This window comes from Bradyrhizobium sp. ERR14 (assembly GCF_014198235.1).
Taxonomy (GTDB): domain Bacteria; phylum Pseudomonadota; class Alphaproteobacteria; order Rhizobiales; family Xanthobacteraceae; genus Bradyrhizobium.
This window is the reverse complement of the sequence record NZ_JACIHD010000017.1, coordinates 39,876-54,501: the sequence shown is the minus strand read 5'-3', so window position 1 is coordinate 54,501 and position 14,626 is coordinate 39,876. Positions and strand designations below refer to the sequence as shown.

Sequence of the window (14,626 nt, the reverse complement as noted above, 5' to 3'; positions counted from 1 at the left end):
CTATTCGCTCCGGCTCGCCAGCGCATTCACCGCGGCAACCGTGATCGCAGAGCCGCCGAGGCGGCCCTGGACCGTCAGCGCCGGCACGGGCGGATCGGCCATCAGCGCGGCCTTGGACTCGGCCGCGCCGACAAAGCCGACGGGACAGCCGATGATCGCCGCAGGCCGTGGGCAGTCACGGTCCTCCAGCATGTTGAGCAGATGAAACAGCGCGGTCGGCGCATTGCCGATCGCAACTACCGCGCCATCGAGATGCGGCCGCCACAGCTCCAGCGCCGCGGCCGAGCGGGTGTTGTGCATGGATTGTGCGAGTGCAGGCACGGTCTCGTCGCCAAGCGTGCAGATCACAGCATTGGCTGCGGGCAACCTTGCGCGCGTAATCCCTTCCGAGACCATGCGCGCGTCGCAGAGGATCGGCGCGCCCTTCTGCAAGGCGGCGCGCGCAGCGATCGCCATGCCCGGGGTGAAGCGGATATGCGCCTCAAGACCCACCATGCCGGCGGCATGGATCATCCGCACCACGACTTGCTCCTCGTCGGGCGAGAAGCGGGCAAGATCGGCCTCGGCGCGGATGGTCGCAAAGGACTGCCGGTAGATCGCAGCGCCATCGGTCTCGTAAGTGTGCGGCATCAGTTCCCTCCCACCAGGATGGAGGGATCGCTGACGATGTCGGCGCCGTTCAGGCCGCGCAACACCGGCTCGTCGCGGATCGAGCCGTCACGGACGAGATCGAATCCGGCAAGGGTCGCCACCAGCGTGACCGCGGCCGTGCCGGAATGGGCACAGCCCTTGCCGCAGCCGGAGACGTGGAGCCGCGTATCGGCGGCGATGCGCGGGGCGAGCGCTGCTGCGAGCGCACGCGTATCGGCATGGGCTTCGCGGCAGCGCGGTGCGCCACTGCAGGCAATGACGCGCAGCGCGGGATCAAACGGCTCGGTGATCAGGCCCGGCGCGCTCGGCATCTCGCGCTTGCCTTCGCTCAGCACCATCCGCCAGGGCGTCATGCGCAGCGCATGTCCGCAACCGGCGAATTGATGCAGCGTCGTATGCAGCATCTGCCCGAACGCGACGCCCACCATCGCGCCTTGCGGATAGTGCCCGGGGCGCGAGGCGGCCATCACGGGCGCGGGCTCGGTCTCGCCGCGCAGCGATTGAGGCAATGCCGCGCCGGAGGCGATGTGGGCCGCCATGCGCCCTCGCCCGCCCGTCGCACCGCCGGAGACCAGGAACCAGCCTGCGAGCGCGAGCGCCGTGCTCACGGCCTCTCCGCGTGCGACGGAGCGGCCGAGCTTTGCGCCGTTGGCCCGCACCAGGAGACCGCCTGTGCGATCGCGCTCGATGCGTATGTCGGCGGAATCGCCGGCGAGCACGCGCGAGGTCCCGTCATCGATCGCGAAGCCGAATTTCGTTGGAAGCGCGAGCGCGTTATCCTCGAGCGCTTCTTCGAGCTCGGCTGCTAGCGATTGAGTCGCGTCGCCAGCGCGCCAGAACGGCGTGACGAGGATGTTGCGACGGGCTTCCGTGGCCGGATCGGGATCGAGCAGCGCCAGTCGCGCAAGGCCGTCAATCAACGGCCGATGGCCTTCTTCGCTAACGCCCCTGATCTGCAGATTGGCACGGCTCGTCACGTCGATCAGACCATTGCCGTGTTGCCCGGCGAGCTCGGCAAGTCCTGTGATTTGTGGTGCTTCGAGCCGCCCACCGAACGGACGCACGCGCACCACGAGCCCGTCGCCCGAGAGCATCGGGCGCAGCGCGCCGGGACACCAGCCCTTGACCGTGGCCGCGCTCATGAGGCCTCCCGCAGCGCCGCCGCGATCGAATTGCGGCGCGTTTGCCAAAGCGCCGCATCGTGCAGGCGCGCGAAACAGGTTTCCATCGCGGCGAGTGCGGATGGATTTTCACGCGCCATGAAGGCGCGGACGTCGTCATTGCCGAGCGTCGCATCGTAGTAGAGATCGAACAGATGCGGCGGCACGGCGCCGGCGAGATGAGCGAAAGCGGCCATATGCTCCAGCGTCGCGGTGATCTCGGCAGCGCCGCGAAAACCATGACGCATCATGCCGGCGATCCACGCCGGGTTGGCGGCGCGCGCTCGGACGACGCGCGATATCTCCTCGGTCAGCGTGCGCGCGTGGGGCTGCTCGGGACGAGTCGTGTCGAGGTGATAGAGCGAGGGTCCTGCCGCGCCGAGATGCGCTGCAGCCGCCGCAACGCCGGCTTCATGCGCGGCATAATCGGCCGCGAGCAGCAGATCAGTTTCCGGCAAGTCCTGGACATGGACAAAGCCATCAGCCGAAGCAAGGCGCTGCTCGATGCCGGCACGATTCGGCTGCAGCTCGCCGTCGGCCGAGAACGCCCAGGACGATGCCGACAACCAGGCTTCGCCCGCGGCTTCGCGTGTCTCGGGCGTGAAGGCATCGGGGATCGCCGATAGACCGACGCCGTATTGTCCGGGACGCGGCGCGAACACGCGGGAGGCGCGGTGGCGGTACGGGTTCTCGTCGCCCTCGTCCTCGCGTGTCGCAAGCGCTTCGGAGGCGGCCTCGAACAATTGCGCAAGGCCTGAGAAGACGTCGCGGAACAGGCCCGACACCCGCAGCGTGACGTCGATGCGGGGACGGCCGAGTTCGGCCGGCGCGACGATGTCGTATCCGATGACGCGGCCGGAGGCGTGATCCCAGCGCGGCGCAAGGCCAGCCAGATGCAGCGCCATCGCAAATTCCTCGCCCGCGGTGCGCATCGTTGCCGAGCCCCAGAGATCGACCACGAAGCCCTTCGGCCAGTCGCCATGATCCTGCAGATGGCGGCGCAGCAGCTCTTCGGCAAGCTTGATGCCCTGCGCATGCGCCGACGGCGTCGGCACCGCGCGCGGATCGACGGCAAAGAGATTGCGTCCAGTCGGCAACACGTCCTGACGGCCGCGATAGGGCGAGCCCGACGGTCCCGGCGCAACGCGCTTGCCGGCAAGTGCCGAACGCAACGCATCGCGCTCCGCATCGCCGCAGGCGCCGCGGCCGAACACATGCAGGCCGTCGCCGAACTGGCTTTCCTTGAGATCGCAGACGAAGCGATCAATGCGCGGAATGGCTTCGGCCGGCGCGGCCGAGGCATCCAAACCGAGATCGTCCTCGAGGCCCGCCACGCGCGCCTCATCACGGATCACAGCGATCAATCGCTGGCGGCGCGCGGGATCGAGACCATCGGCGGTCGAATATTCGTCAAGGAGCTGTTCGAGCCGGCGCAAGCCTTCCGGCACGGCGGATGCGGTGAGCGGCGGCGGCAGATGGCCGATGGTGACGGCCCCCAAGCGCCGTTTCGCCTGCGCGGCCTCGCCGGGATCGTTGACGATGAAGGGATAGATCACGGGAAGATCGCCGATCAGGGCTTCCGGCCAGCACGCGGACGACAGAGCCACGGATTTCCCGGGCAGCCATTCCAGCGTGCCATGTGCGCCCATGTGCACGACGGCGTCACAGGCCTGCTGCCGAAGCCAGAGATAGAACGCGACATAGGCGTGGCGCGGCGTGCGGGCGAGATCGTGATAATCGGTATCGCGCGTGGTCGCATCGCCGCGTTCCGGCTGGACCGCGATGACCGACTTGCCGCATTGGATCGCGGCGAAATGAAACGCGCCGTCGCGGCAGCTCGGATCACTCTCCGGCGCGCCCCAGGCTTGCGCAAGATCATCCTGCAAAACTTGCGGCAGGCGCGAAAGCGCCGCGCGATAATCGGCGATGCCCCAGGTGAGCTGCTGCCTCAGCAGCGCCTCGCCGAGCGCATGGACCGGCACAACATCGAAGCCGGCCTCAGCGAGATCGGACACCAACGCCTCGACCGAGGCCAGCGCATCGAGCCCGACCGCATGCGCGATCTGGTGCGGCCGGCCCGGATAGTTCGAGAGCACGAGCGCCAGGTGCTTCTCACCGGCCGGCGTCTCCGCCAGTCGCCGCCACGCCGCGACGCGCGCTGCGACGGCCGTCACGCGCTCCTCATCGGCGCGATGCGCCAGGTGCGCGAATTGCAGATCGGGATCGCGCATCCCTGCCGACTTGAAGCTCACCACGCCCGCGAACAGACGGCCATCGACCTCGGGCAGCACCACATGCATCGCGAGATCGCCGGGCGACAGGCCGCGCAGCGAGTCCGCCCAATCCTCGCGCCGCGCAGTGGAGAGCGCGACCTGGAACACCGGGCACGCTGCGGCATCGAACGGCGTCGTGCCGTCGTCGCCAGCCGCGGAGAACGCCGTCGCGTTGACGATCGCCGCCGGAGGATTTTGTGCAAGATGCGCCCGCAACCAATCCGCGACGCCCGCGGCCTTCAGCGAGGTCACGAACACGCCGCAGGCTTCAAAGCCGCGCCCGCGCAGCTCTGCGATCAGGGCATCGACCGGGCCCGTATCCGCGGCGGTGAGATATGAGCGATAGAACGTTACCAGCACACGCGGCTTGCCCTCGCCGTGCGCCGGTGCCGCAATGACGCCGCGGGCGGGATCGTAGAACCCCATCTCGGGCACGGCGGTGTCGCCGATAACAGGCCCGGCATAGAGTCCCGAAGCCAGTGCGAGCTGTGCGATCGCGGCTTGCGCGGCGACCGGTCCGCCGGTGTCGCAGAGCACCTTGAGCCGGCGCAGCGTCGAGACAGGCACGGTCGAGTATCCATCCAGCCGCGGATCGTCGCGGCCGTCGGCCGGCAGCACGGCCAGCACAATGCCACGGTCCTTGGCGAGCTGCCGGAGCACAGCCAGACCATACGGCCAGTAGGACTCACCACCAATCAGACGAACCAGAATGCCACGCGCCTGAGACAGCGTGCGCTCGATATAGGTGTCCACTGACAGCGGATGGCGCAGCTCCGCGAGATTGGCGAGCCGCAGCGACGGCAGGCTACTCCGACCACGCCGCCAGCCGGCTGCGAACGCCGCAAGATCGGAATCCGAATACGAGAGCACCACGAGATCGGCCGGGTCCTGGCCGATGTCTCTAGGCGTCGCGGTCTCCTCCAGACCACGGCTCTCGCGGAAGACGACGTGCATCAGATACCAAGTCCTGCCTTGATGGCGGCCTCGTCGATATCGCCGTGCTCGCCGATCACGACGAGCTTCGACCGCCTGTGACCTGCGCCCCAGGGCTTGTCGAACTGGTGGCGCACGCGCTCGCCGACCGCCTGCAGCAGCAGCCGCATCGGCTTGCCCGCGACCGCGATGTAGCCCTTAGCGCGCAGCACGTTCTGCTCGCGCGCCAGCTTCTGGACGGATGCGACCAGCGCATCGACGTCGGCGACTTCAGGAAGGTCGACCACGACCGAGGCGAAATCATCGTGCTCGTGCTCTGCCTCGCCGTCATGATGCGAGGGACGCGCGGCGAGATCGTTCTCGGCGGCAGCGCCAAGACCGAGGATGACGCGCGCATCGATCGCACCGTCGGTCACGGGGAGCATCGGCACGCGGCGCGGCATCTCGGCGGTGATGGCAGCCTTGGCCGCTTCAAGTCCCGCCGCCCCAGCGAGGTCGGCCTTGGTCAGCAGCACGATGTCGGCGCAGGCGATCTGGTCCTCGAACACTTCCGACAGCGGCGTCTCATGGTCCAAATTCTCGTCCGCCGCGCGCTGCGCTTCGACGGCGTCAGGATCCGGCGCAAAGCGGCCAGCGGCGACAGCCTCGGCATCCGCGAGAGCGATCACGCCGTCGACGGTGATGCGCGAACGGATCTCCGGCCAGTCGAATGCCTTCAGCAGCGGCTTGGGCAGCGCCAGGCCCGAGGTCTCGATCAGGATATGATCGGGTCGCACGGGCCGCGCCAGTAGTTTTTCCATGGTCGGAATGAAATCGTCGGCAACCGTGCAGCAGATGCAGCCATTGGCGAGCTCGACGATGTTCTCCTCCGGGCAATTGGCGTCGGCGCAGGATTTCAAGATCTCGCCGTCGACGCCCTCACTACCGAACTCGTTGACGAGCACCGCGAGCTTCTTGCCGCCGGCATTGCTGAGCAGATGCTGGATCAGCGTCGTCTTGCCCGAGCCGAGAAAACCGGTGACCACCGTCACAGGGACTTTTGCGAGCGAGTTCATTCGGCGGCCTCCGGCACGACGGCAATGGGGGGAATGCGGGCAAGCGACTGCTTGCGGAATATTTCCGGCCGGCTGCGCCAGGGCACGAGGCCGTCAGGCGCGGCCGCATAGGCCGCGGCGCCCGCGACCACATCCTTCGCATTTGCATCCGAGAGGCGACCATAGACGTAAGACCACCGGCCGGGCGCGCTCAGTGCGACCGAGCAACCCTGGTTGCAGGCCGACAGGCATTCGACGGGAACCACATTGACACCCTCGGGCACGCCCGCGTCGAGGATCGCCCCATGCAGGCGCTTGCCGGGCGTCGCCTCGCCCTCGCCTGGCGTCTCGCCGGCACGGCAGGTGATGCAGACGTGAAGTGTGACGGTCATTGCCTCTTCCAGATAACAGCGGGAGGCGATGAGGCACACGGACCATTCTTCAGAAGGCCCGTTTTCCCCGTCGCGGAACACCCCGTCCGCCGGTCCAAAACTCGTCCGCGCTGGCAGGTCTCCCGGCTTGCGGAGCAGGGTTTTCCCCTTCGATCCCCGCCTTCCCGATTCCCTGAGGGAATCAGTGGCTTCGGACATCTCTCCGGTCACGGTCGCGGGGGCGGCTGCATTTTGGACCCAAATCTTGCCGATTCGGACCCTATCGCATTCCCTCTTCGCCTGTCATAGGACAGGAACCAACGCCGGGCCACCATTTGCCGGTGGCCGCCACTTGTCAAGCCGAAGGACCGGGACCCGATGACGCCTGAACCGGATACAAAAACGGCCGAGGAAACCGACGCCCGCCACGCCACGAAAATGGCGAAGAAGAAGGCCGCCCGCGACAAGATCATGGCGACCAAGAGCGGCGAAAAGGGCCTCATCATCGTCCACACCGGGGCCGGCAAGGGCAAGTCCTCGTCGGCCTTCGGCATGATCGTCCGCTGCGTCGCGCACGGCTTTCCCTGCGCAGTCGTGCAATTCATCAAGGGCGCCTGGGATACCGGCGAGCGGCGCCTGCTCACCGGCCATTTCGGCGACCTCTGCCAGTTCCACGCCATGGGCGAAGGCTTTACGTGGGAGACGCAGGACCGCGCCCGCGACATCGCCGCCGCGCGCGCCGGCTGGGAGAAGGCCAAGGAGCTGATCCTCGATGAGAGCCTGCGCATGGTCGTGCTCGACGAGATCAACATCGCGCTGCGCTACGACTATCTCGACATCGCCGAGATCGTCGAGTTTCTGACCACCTCGAAGCCACCGATGACGCATGTCGTGCTCACCGGCCGCAACGCCAAGGACGAGCTGATCGAGATCGCCGATCTCGTCACCGAGATGACGCTGGTGAAACATCCGTTCCGCTCCGGCATCAAGGCACAGGCCGGCGTCGAGTTCTGAGTTCGATGGCACGCGCGCTGATGATCCAGGGGGCCGGCTCGGACGTGGGCAAGTCGCTCATCGTCGCCGGTCTCGCGCGCGCCCTCACGCGGCGCGGCCTGCGCGTGCTCCCGTTCAAGCCGCAGAACATGTCGAACAACGCCGCCGTCACCGTTGATGGCGGCGAGATCGGCCGCGCCCAGGCGCTGCAGGCGCTGGCCGCTCGCGTCGAACCGCACACCGACATGAACCCCGTGCTGCTCAAGCCCGAGACCGACATCGGCGCGCAGGTGATCGTCCACGGAAAGCGCATCGCGACCGCGCGTGCGCGCGACTATGCCGCGATGAAGCCATCGCTGATGGGCGCGGTGCTGGAGAGCTTTGAGCGGCTGAAGGGGCGCGCCGATCTGGTGCTGGTGGAAGGTGCCGGTAGCCCGGCCGAAGTGAACCTGCGCAAGGCCGACATCGCCAATATGGGCTTTGCGCGCAAGGCGGACGTGCCGGTCGTGCTGGTCGGCGACATCGACCGCGGCGGCGTCATCGCCCAGCTGGTCGGCATCAAGACCGTGATCGACCCCGACGATGCCGCGATGATCCAGGGTTTTGTCATCAACAAGTTCCGCGGCGATCCCTCGCTGTTCGACGACGGCTACAGGCTGATCGAACAAAGAACGGCCTGGCTCGGCTTCGGCGTGCTGCCCTGGTTCGCCCGCGCCGGCGAGCTGCCGGCCGAGGATGCGCTCGGCCTCAGCGACGCGCGCAAGCCGGGCCAGTGCAAGATCGCCTGCCTGGCGCTGTCGCGTATCGCCAATTTCGACGATCTCGATCCGCTCAAGCTCGAGCCGGGCGTCGACCTCGTGATGGTGCGCCCGGGCGAGCCGATCCCGGGCGATGTCCGCCTCGTCATCATTCCCGGCTCAAAGTCGACCCGCGGCGATCTCGCCTTCCTGCGCGCGCAGGGCTGGGACATCGATTTGCTCGCGCATCACCGCAGGGGCGGCCATGTGCTCGGTCTCTGCGGCGGCTATCAGATGCTCGGACGCAGCGTCGCCGATCCTGACGGCATCGAAGGCACCGCAGGCGACACGCCGGGCCTCGGACTTCTGGACGTGGACACCGTGATGAGTCCGCAGAAGACGCTGACGCGTGTCGCGGCCGTGCATACCGACACGGACCAGCCAATCGAGGCGTACGAAATCCACATCGGCCGCACTGACGGGCCGGATCGCGCGCGCCCGTTTGCGAAGCTGAACGGCGAGCCCGAAGGCGCGATCTCGCGCGATGGCCGCGTGCAGGGCAGCTATCTGCACGGCCTGTTCACGTCGGATGATTTCCGCAAGGCCTATCTGGCCAGGCTCGACATTCCCGCAGGTGGCGAGCCCTATCAAGCCAGGGTCGAAAGCGCGCTCGATGCGCTGGCCGATCATATCGAAGAGCATCTCGACGTGGAAGGACTGCTCGCGCTAGCGCGCTAGCACCTCGGCAAGCCGCGTCCATTCGGCTTCGCTGCCGGGAAGCCCGAGCCGCAGCCATGTCGGCTTTTGCGCGAAGACGCGCGACCAGATCTGGCTTCGTGCCAATCTCTCTTGCGCGGCGAGCGCGCCGGGCGTCTCGTAGAGACGGAACAGCGGCGTCCCCCCAAGCAGCATCCAGCCTTGCGCGTGCGCTATGGCATCGAGGCGAACACAGCCCCGGGCAAGTCGCACTGACGTGGCCTCGGCCCAGGCGTCGTCACGCAACGCGCGACAGCCGATCGCGATCGCCGCTCCCGAAACCGGCCATGGACCCGACATCGACGCAAGCTTGCCTATGTCGGCGGCATTGCCGATCGCGAAGCCGAGCCGCAGGCCGGCAAGACCATAGAACTTTCCGAAGGAGCGCAGGATCAGCAGTCCCGGCCGACCGGCTTCCGATGCAAGCGACAGCTGCGGAACGGCGTCGACAAAGCTCTCGTCGATGACGAGGCGGCCGACGCGCGGCAGCAGTGCGAGCAGATCCTTCGGTGCATGATGCTGACCGCCGGGGTTGTTGGGATTGACGACGATGGCGAGATCCGCGCCTGCCAGCGCGTCGGGCTCGCTGGCCTCCTGGACATCCCAGCCTGCAGCCGACAGAACCCCTGCGTACTCGTTATAGGTCGGCGCGAGAATGCGCGCGCGGCCGGTCGGCACCAGTTGCGGCAGCAATTGAATGGCAGCCTGCGCGCCGCCCATCGCAACGATCGGTGCGCTGGTGCGATAGGCCTGCTGCGCCGCCTGATGCAGGGCGTTGAGGTCGGATCGCGAAGGCAGTGCGTTCCAATAGCGCGGATCGATCTCGGCCACGGGGTAAGGCAGCCGGTTGATCCCTGTCGAGAGGTCAATCCAGTCCTCCGCGCGTCCGCCAAAACGCTGCTGTGCCAGATCCAGATTTCCACCGTGCTCGCGCATGCCCCGTTCTTTCACGCGAAGGCCAGGATCGCAAGCAGCCCGGCGAGCAACACCATGGCGCGGCGGTAGACCGTCAGTGCCTCGGCGATATCAGCGGCGCGCGGATCGCGTGCGCCTTCGTTGAGCCAAGGCTCGTCGGTCGCGCTGCCGTGATAGATGCGCGGGCCGCTGAGCCGGACGCCGAGCGCGCCGGCCATGGCCGCTTCCGGCCAGCCGGCATTGGGCGAGCGGTGACGGCGTGCATCGCGCGTCATGCATGACAGCGCCTCCGATCGCCGCGGTGCCAGCAGCACGAACAGACATCCGGTCAGCCGCGCCGGAATGAAATTGGCGACATCGTCGATGCGCGCCGCCGCCCAGCCGAAGGCTTCATGCCGTTCACTGCGATGGCCGATCATGGAGTCCAGTGTGTTGATCGCCTTGTAGCCGATGATGCCCGGCAGCCCGAGCAGCGCGCCCCAAAACACCGGCGCCACGATGCCGTCGGAGGCATTCTCCGCAAGGCTCTCGATCGCCGCGCGCGCGATCCCGGCTTCATCGAGCGCTGCGGGATCACGGCCGACGATGCGCGAGACTGCCTCGCGCGCGGCGGTGATGTCACCGGCCATCAGAGGATTCGCGACGGCGGCGACGTGGTCATGCAGCGAGCGCGAAGCGACCAAGGGCCAGGCCAGGATGCCGATCAGCACGATCTGGATCCAACCCGAGGAAAGCAAGGCCTGAAGCGTCCAGCCGAGTGCGACGGAGAGCGCAATCACCAGAAGCGCGCCAGTAAGGCCCGCGACGCGGCGGAGCGCCGGCGGATCGGACGAGCAGTTCCAGGTGATATCGATGGCACCGATCAGCCGACCCAGCCAGGTCACGGGATGACCGATCCGCGCGAACAGCCACGACGGCCAGCCCAGGAGGGCATCCACCGCCATCGCCACCACCATCGCGCCCGCAAAGCCCACACACGCCTCCTGTCCCGCCCCTGTTGCGCAAAGCAAGTCCCAAGCGCAAGCCCCTACCCGCCTGATTTCGGCTTTGTCTTTGGCCGCGTTTGGTGATTAGTCAGGCCCACAGGAGACCTTCATGGCCGTCATCTTGATCACCGGCGGAGCGCGATCGGGCAAGAGCAAGCGTGCGGAAGCGCGCACGCGCGCTTTTCCCGGGCAGCCCGTCTATGTCGCGACGGCGGAGGCACTCGATACCGAAATGGAGGCGCGCATCGCCAAGCATCGCGCGCACCGCGGAACCGACTGGATCGAGCGCGAAGTGCCGCTTAATCTCGGTCCCGCGCTAGTCGCAAGCGATGGCGGCGGCGCACGGCTGGTGGACTGCCTGACGCTGTGGCTTTCCAACCTGATGCATGCGGAACGCGACTGGGAGCGTGAAGTGACCGAACTCGCGGCCGCCCTGCCCCGCCTGAAAAGCCCGGTCGTCCTCGTCACCAACGAGGTCGGTCTCGGCATCGTCCCCGACAACGCGCTGGCGCGCAGCTATCGCGACGCCGCCGGCATCATGAACCAGATCATCGCCGAAGCCGCCGACGAGGTCGAGTTCGTCGTCGCCGGTTTGCCCATGAAATTGAAATGATGCCGCGCGCCGAGCTCTTCAAGGACGTCGTCGCCGATCTCAGGATGGCAGCGTCGTTCGTCACGATCCTTCCCGTCGCATCGTCGAAGCCTGCAGGCGACGGCGCCGTCGCGCGCGCGACCTGGGCGCTACCCGTCGCGGGACTGGCGGTCGGCCTTGCCGGCGCTTTCGTCTACAAGGTCGCCATCCGCTTCGGACTGACACCGAACATTGCTGCCCTGCTTGCACTCGCGACGACCGCCCTCATCACCGGCGCGCTGCACGAAGACGGTCTCGCCGACACCGCCGATGGGCTCGGCGGCGGCCGCACGCGCGAGCGCAAGCTCGAGATCATGCGTGACAGCCGGATCGGGACCTACGGCGTCTGCGCGCTGATTGTGTCGTTCGGCCTGCGCTGGAGCGCACTCGCCGCGATCGCCGATCCCTTGCTGGTGGCATGTGCACTGTTGTCAGCGCATGCCGCCGCCCGCGCCGGCGTTCCGGCCTTCATGTCACTGGTGCCGCCAGCGCGGCCTGACGGGCTGTCGGCGAGCGCGGGATCGCCGCCGGGCCGCAGCATTGCCATCGCCTTCGCTCTTGGAACGCTCGCGCTCGCTCTCGCGTTGGGGCCGGGCAAGGCGCTGGTCGGCCTGATCCTGCTGTCGCTCGCCGGCCTGTTGCTGGCGCGGCTTGCGGTGCGCCAGATCGGCGGGCAGACCGGCGACATCCTCGGTGCCTTCGAGCAGATCGGCGAGATCCTCATTCTGCTGGTCGCGGCATCCTTCCGGATGGGAGGCTGATCTCATGGTCGAGTTCGACGACACCTTCCGTCAGCACTTGCGCGAGCTGTTCGTATGGCGCCGCGACGTCCGCCGCTTTCGAGCTGACCCGCTGCCGGCCGGCGCCATCGATCGCCTGATCGAGACCGCTTGTCTCTCGCCCTCGGTCGGCCTGAGTCAACCCTGGCGCTTCGTCACCGTCGATGATGCTGCACGACGTCGCGCCATCATCGACGATTTCACGGCGTGCAACGCCGACGCGCTGAACTGCTATTCCGGCGAACGTGCGGCCCGCTACGCCACGCTGAAATTGTCGGGCCTCGAACAGGCCCCCGGCCACCTTGCCGTGTTCGCCGACAAGGCCAGCGACATCGGCCACGGCCTCGGCCGCGCGACCATGCCGGAAACCACCGAGTATTCCGTGGTCGCCGCCATCACCGCGATGTGGCTCGCCGCACGCGCAGAGAGCATCGGCATCGGCTGGATCTCGATCCTCAATCCGGATCGTATCCACGCCGTTCTCGACGTGCCCGATACCTGGAAGTTCATCGCCTATCTCTGCATCGGCTATCCGGAAGTCGAATGCGACCAGCCCGAGCTGGAGCAGGCGAAATGGGAGCACCGGCGCGGCGCGGACGAGTTTACGTTGCGGCGTTGACCCCAAGCTCGTCATGCCCGGGCTTGTCCCGGCATCCAGTCTTCGTTTCCACGTCAAAAGAACGTGGATGGCCGGACACGCCCGGCCATGACGGAGACGCTACGACCTGCTCCTGCCGGCCACCGCCGCCACAGGCGCGGGTGGCTCCGGCTTCTGGAACATCAGCAGCGGCCGGAAGATGACGCGGCCATAGGCCTCGTAATGGTTCTGGGTCGAGACCGCCATCTTCAGCGGCGTCGCGTAATTCGCCTCGAACGTCATGAACGACGCATAAGTCCAGGAGAAGCCTACGCCGACAGAGGCCATTTCGGTGACGCCGGGGAAGGTCGAATACACCGCACCCCAGTCGGTGAAGACGTAGGTGTCGAAACCCCTCAGCCATTGCGACCAGTTGTAATGCAGTTCGGCGTTGAGATAATAGCCGCTGTCGCCGGAAGCCGCATTGGAGGGATAACCGCGTACGGTGGTGGGGCCGCCGATCGAGAAGATCTGATCGCCCGGCAGCAGCTTCTCCTGCGTGTACTGCCAGCTCGCCAGCACATTGGCGCTGAAGTTCTGGGGCCCTGCAGCGCTCGTCGCGATCAGCGAGCCGGTATAGGTGTTGAACGCGCGGTTGTTGCCGAGCACATAGTCATGCCACGCGATGTAGTTCACTGCCGGCGAGACCGTGATCGAATAGGTGTTGCCGGACTTGGTCACCGAGATTCCGGCCGTGGTCTTGTCGTAATGGTCGTCGGTGACGGCGACCGTGGCAAAGCGGCTGACGGTCTTGCCCTCGGTCAAGGCGGCGTTGAGCAACACCAGCCAGTCCTGCGTCACCCAGACCGGCTGGCTGAAATTGACCGCGGCCTGGCTCGAGCGACCGGTGACGTCGAGCGCGACGAACGGCCCCTGGACGATCTTGATCTTGCCTTCGGTATAGCTGACGCCGGCGCGGCCGCCCCAGGGATTGACCGGGATGCTGTAGGCGACGTTGCCGTTGAGATTGCCGTCGGAACGGACGCCGTAGAAGGTCAGGCGGTCGTCGACGCCGAACAGGCCGTGGCGCTTGTAGAAGGCACCGCCTTCCCAACGCCCCGTGTTCTCGGAACCCTGATTGTCGGTGAAGAGCTGCAAGGTGTCGACCGGCGGCTCGATCACCGCGAATTGGAGGTCGGTGAGGCCGAAGCTCGTGCCGGGCTGCAGCAGCGCCTTGATCTGGACGTCGTTGGTCCGGTTGAACCAGATCACGTCGCGGTTGAGCTTTGGAACGTCGAGGACCTCGCCTTCGGGCTCCTTCACGCGATCGAGGATGTAGTCGGTGCGGGTCTGCTTGTTGCCCTCGACCGTCGTCTTCTGCAGCCGGCCTTCGGTCAGCTTGACGCGGACGACGCCGCCCTTGGCGTCCTGCTCGGGCAGGGTCGCGATGCCCGTGACGATGCCGCGCGCGGCATAGATCGCGTTGATGTCGGCAACGAGCTGCAACAGCGAGGCGATGTCGACGTCCTTGCCGACATATTTCTTCGCGATCTCATCCAGCTCCGCCGGCGTGATGAACTTGGACTCGTCGAACGTGACCTTGCGCAGGCGAAATTTCGGCCCGCCCGGCTTCAGGAGCTGGGACTTTTCCCGCTCGCCGCCGATCACCGCCGGCCCGGTGAGCTTGGGCGGCGCGCTCTGCTGCTCGAGCTGCCGCCGCTGCCGGTCGACGTCATTCTGGATCACGCCGGGATTGATCGACTGGGCGCGCGCAGACGCGATGCAGCAAGCTGCAAGCCCGATCCCCAACGATGCCCCCAGAATCCGCAT

Annotated in this window: 13 protein-coding genes and 1 riboswitch; of the genes, 5 read left to right on the top strand and 8 right to left on the bottom strand. The window is 67.0% G+C overall.

Features of this window, described 5'->3' with window-relative positions; all coding sequences use genetic code 11:
- The 5 genes from GGD62_RS31305 to GGD62_RS31285 are packed head-to-tail and all read right to left on the bottom strand — an operon-like array spanning nt 1 to nt 6,443.
- Nucleotides 1-630: a precorrin-8X methylmutase gene (locus tag GGD62_RS31305; RefSeq protein ID WP_092256199.1), complete on the bottom strand. Its 630-nt coding sequence runs from the start codon at nt 628-630 to the stop codon at nt 1-3.
- A complete protein-coding gene (cobG, locus tag GGD62_RS31300; RefSeq protein WP_183712021.1) occupies nt 630-1,793 on the bottom strand; it encodes a precorrin-3B synthase in 1,164 nt (387 codons plus the stop codon). The genes GGD62_RS31305 and cobG overlap by 1 nt, the downstream gene beginning before the upstream one ends.
- A complete protein-coding gene (cobN, locus tag GGD62_RS31295) occupies nt 1,790-5,038 on the bottom strand; it encodes a cobaltochelatase subunit CobN (protein WP_183712020.1) in 3,249 nt (1,082 codons plus the stop codon). The genes cobG and cobN overlap by 4 nt, the downstream gene beginning before the upstream one ends.
- Nucleotides 5,038-6,072, bottom strand: a complete 1,035-nt coding sequence (cobW, locus tag GGD62_RS31290) for a cobalamin biosynthesis protein CobW (protein WP_183712018.1) — start codon at nt 6,070-6,072, stop codon at nt 5,038-5,040. Before cobW ends, cobN begins: the two co-directional genes overlap by 1 nt.
- A complete protein-coding gene (locus GGD62_RS31285; protein WP_183712016.1) occupies nt 6,069-6,443 on the bottom strand; it encodes a DUF1636 domain-containing protein in 375 nt (124 codons plus the stop codon). The genes cobW and GGD62_RS31285 overlap by 4 nt, the downstream gene beginning before the upstream one ends.
- 94 nt (nt 6,444-6,537) lie before the next feature.
- A riboswitch (cobalamin riboswitch) is annotated at nt 6,538-6,759 on the bottom strand.
- A 41-nt stretch (nt 6,760-6,800) separates the two neighbouring features.
- Here GGD62_RS31285 and cobO point away from each other — a divergent pair.
- Complete coding sequence (gene cobO / locus GGD62_RS31280; RefSeq protein ID WP_183236092.1) at nt 6,801-7,436, top strand: cob(I)yrinic acid a,c-diamide adenosyltransferase; 636 nt, start codon at nt 6,801-6,803, stop codon at nt 7,434-7,436.
- 5 nt (nt 7,437-7,441) lie between these two features.
- Nucleotides 7,442-8,890 carry a cobyric acid synthase gene (locus GGD62_RS31275; protein WP_183712014.1) on the top strand — a complete coding sequence of 483 codons (1,449 nt, stop codon included), beginning with the start codon at nt 7,442-7,444 and terminating at the stop codon, nt 8,888-8,890.
- Here GGD62_RS31275 and cobD read toward each other — a convergent pair.
- Nucleotides 8,879-9,844, bottom strand: coding sequence for a threonine-phosphate decarboxylase CobD (gene cobD, locus GGD62_RS31270; RefSeq protein WP_183712012.1), 966 nt, complete (start codon nt 9,842-9,844; stop codon nt 8,879-8,881). The two genes, GGD62_RS31275 and cobD, sit on opposite strands and share 12 nt — an antisense overlap.
- Before the next feature lie 11 nt (nt 9,845-9,855).
- On the bottom strand, nt 9,856-10,797 hold the full coding sequence (cbiB, locus tag GGD62_RS31265; RefSeq protein ID WP_183712010.1) for an adenosylcobinamide-phosphate synthase CbiB: 942 nt from the start codon (nt 10,795-10,797) through the stop codon (nt 9,856-9,858).
- Nucleotides 10,798-10,918: 121 nt separating this feature from the next.
- On the opposite strand from cbiB, the gene cobU reads away from it, so the two are divergent.
- Genes cobU through bluB form a run of 3 tightly spaced genes read left to right on the top strand, consistent with a single transcriptional unit; the run spans nt 10,919 to nt 12,838 of the window.
- A complete protein-coding gene (gene cobU / locus GGD62_RS31260) occupies nt 10,919-11,422 on the top strand; it encodes a bifunctional adenosylcobinamide kinase/adenosylcobinamide-phosphate guanylyltransferase (RefSeq protein ID WP_183712007.1) in 504 nt (167 codons plus the stop codon).
- Nucleotides 11,419-12,201, top strand: coding sequence for an adenosylcobinamide-GDP ribazoletransferase (gene cobS, locus GGD62_RS31255; protein ID WP_183712005.1), 783 nt, complete (start codon nt 11,419-11,421; stop codon nt 12,199-12,201). The genes cobU and cobS overlap by 4 nt, the downstream gene beginning before the upstream one ends.
- Before the next feature lie 4 nt (nt 12,202-12,205).
- Nucleotides 12,206-12,838 carry a 5,6-dimethylbenzimidazole synthase gene (gene bluB, locus GGD62_RS31250; RefSeq protein ID WP_092256221.1) on the top strand — a complete coding sequence of 211 codons (633 nt, stop codon included), beginning with the start codon at nt 12,206-12,208 and terminating at the stop codon, nt 12,836-12,838.
- A 99-nt stretch (nt 12,839-12,937) separates the two neighbouring features.
- On the opposite strand, the gene GGD62_RS31245 is transcribed toward bluB, so the two are convergent.
- Nucleotides 12,938-14,626, bottom strand: a complete 1,689-nt coding sequence (locus GGD62_RS31245; RefSeq protein WP_183712003.1) for a ShlB/FhaC/HecB family hemolysin secretion/activation protein — start codon at nt 14,624-14,626, stop codon at nt 12,938-12,940.

Bases quoted from the DNA above. Each gene is read 5' to 3' on its own strand.
- cobO (WP_183236092.1), top strand. From the start codon at position 6,801: ATGACGCCTGAACCGGATACAAAAACGGCCGAGGAAACCGACGCCCGC.
- cobG (WP_183712021.1), bottom strand. From the start codon at position 1,793: ATGAGCGCGGCCACGGTCAAGGGCTGGTGTCCCGGCGCGCTGCGCCCG.
- GGD62_RS31275 (WP_183712014.1), top strand. From the start codon at position 7,442: ATGGCACGCGCGCTGATGATCCAGGGGGCCGGCTCGGACGTGGGCAAG.
- cobS (WP_183712005.1), top strand. From the start codon at position 11,419: ATGATGCCGCGCGCCGAGCTCTTCAAGGACGTCGTCGCCGATCTCAGG.
- GGD62_RS31305 (WP_092256199.1), bottom strand. From the start codon at position 630: ATGCCGCACACTTACGAGACCGATGGCGCTGCGATCTACCGGCAGTCC.
- cobU (WP_183712007.1), top strand. From the start codon at position 10,919: ATGGCCGTCATCTTGATCACCGGCGGAGCGCGATCGGGCAAGAGCAAG.
- cobD (WP_183712012.1), bottom strand. From the start codon at position 9,844: ATGCGCGAGCACGGTGGAAATCTGGATCTGGCACAGCAGCGTTTTGGC.
- GGD62_RS31245 (WP_183712003.1), bottom strand. From the start codon at position 14,626: ATGCGGATTCTGGGGGCATCGTTGGGGATCGGGCTTGCAGCTTGCTGC.
- cobW (WP_183712018.1), bottom strand. From the start codon at position 6,072: ATGAACTCGCTCGCAAAAGTCCCTGTGACGGTGGTCACCGGTTTTCTC.
- cobN (WP_183712020.1), bottom strand. From the start codon at position 5,038: ATGCACGTCGTCTTCCGCGAGAGCCGTGGTCTGGAGGAGACCGCGACG.
- GGD62_RS31285 (WP_183712016.1), bottom strand. From the start codon at position 6,443: ATGACCGTCACACTTCACGTCTGCATCACCTGCCGTGCCGGCGAGACG.
- bluB (WP_092256221.1), top strand. From the start codon at position 12,206: ATGGTCGAGTTCGACGACACCTTCCGTCAGCACTTGCGCGAGCTGTTC.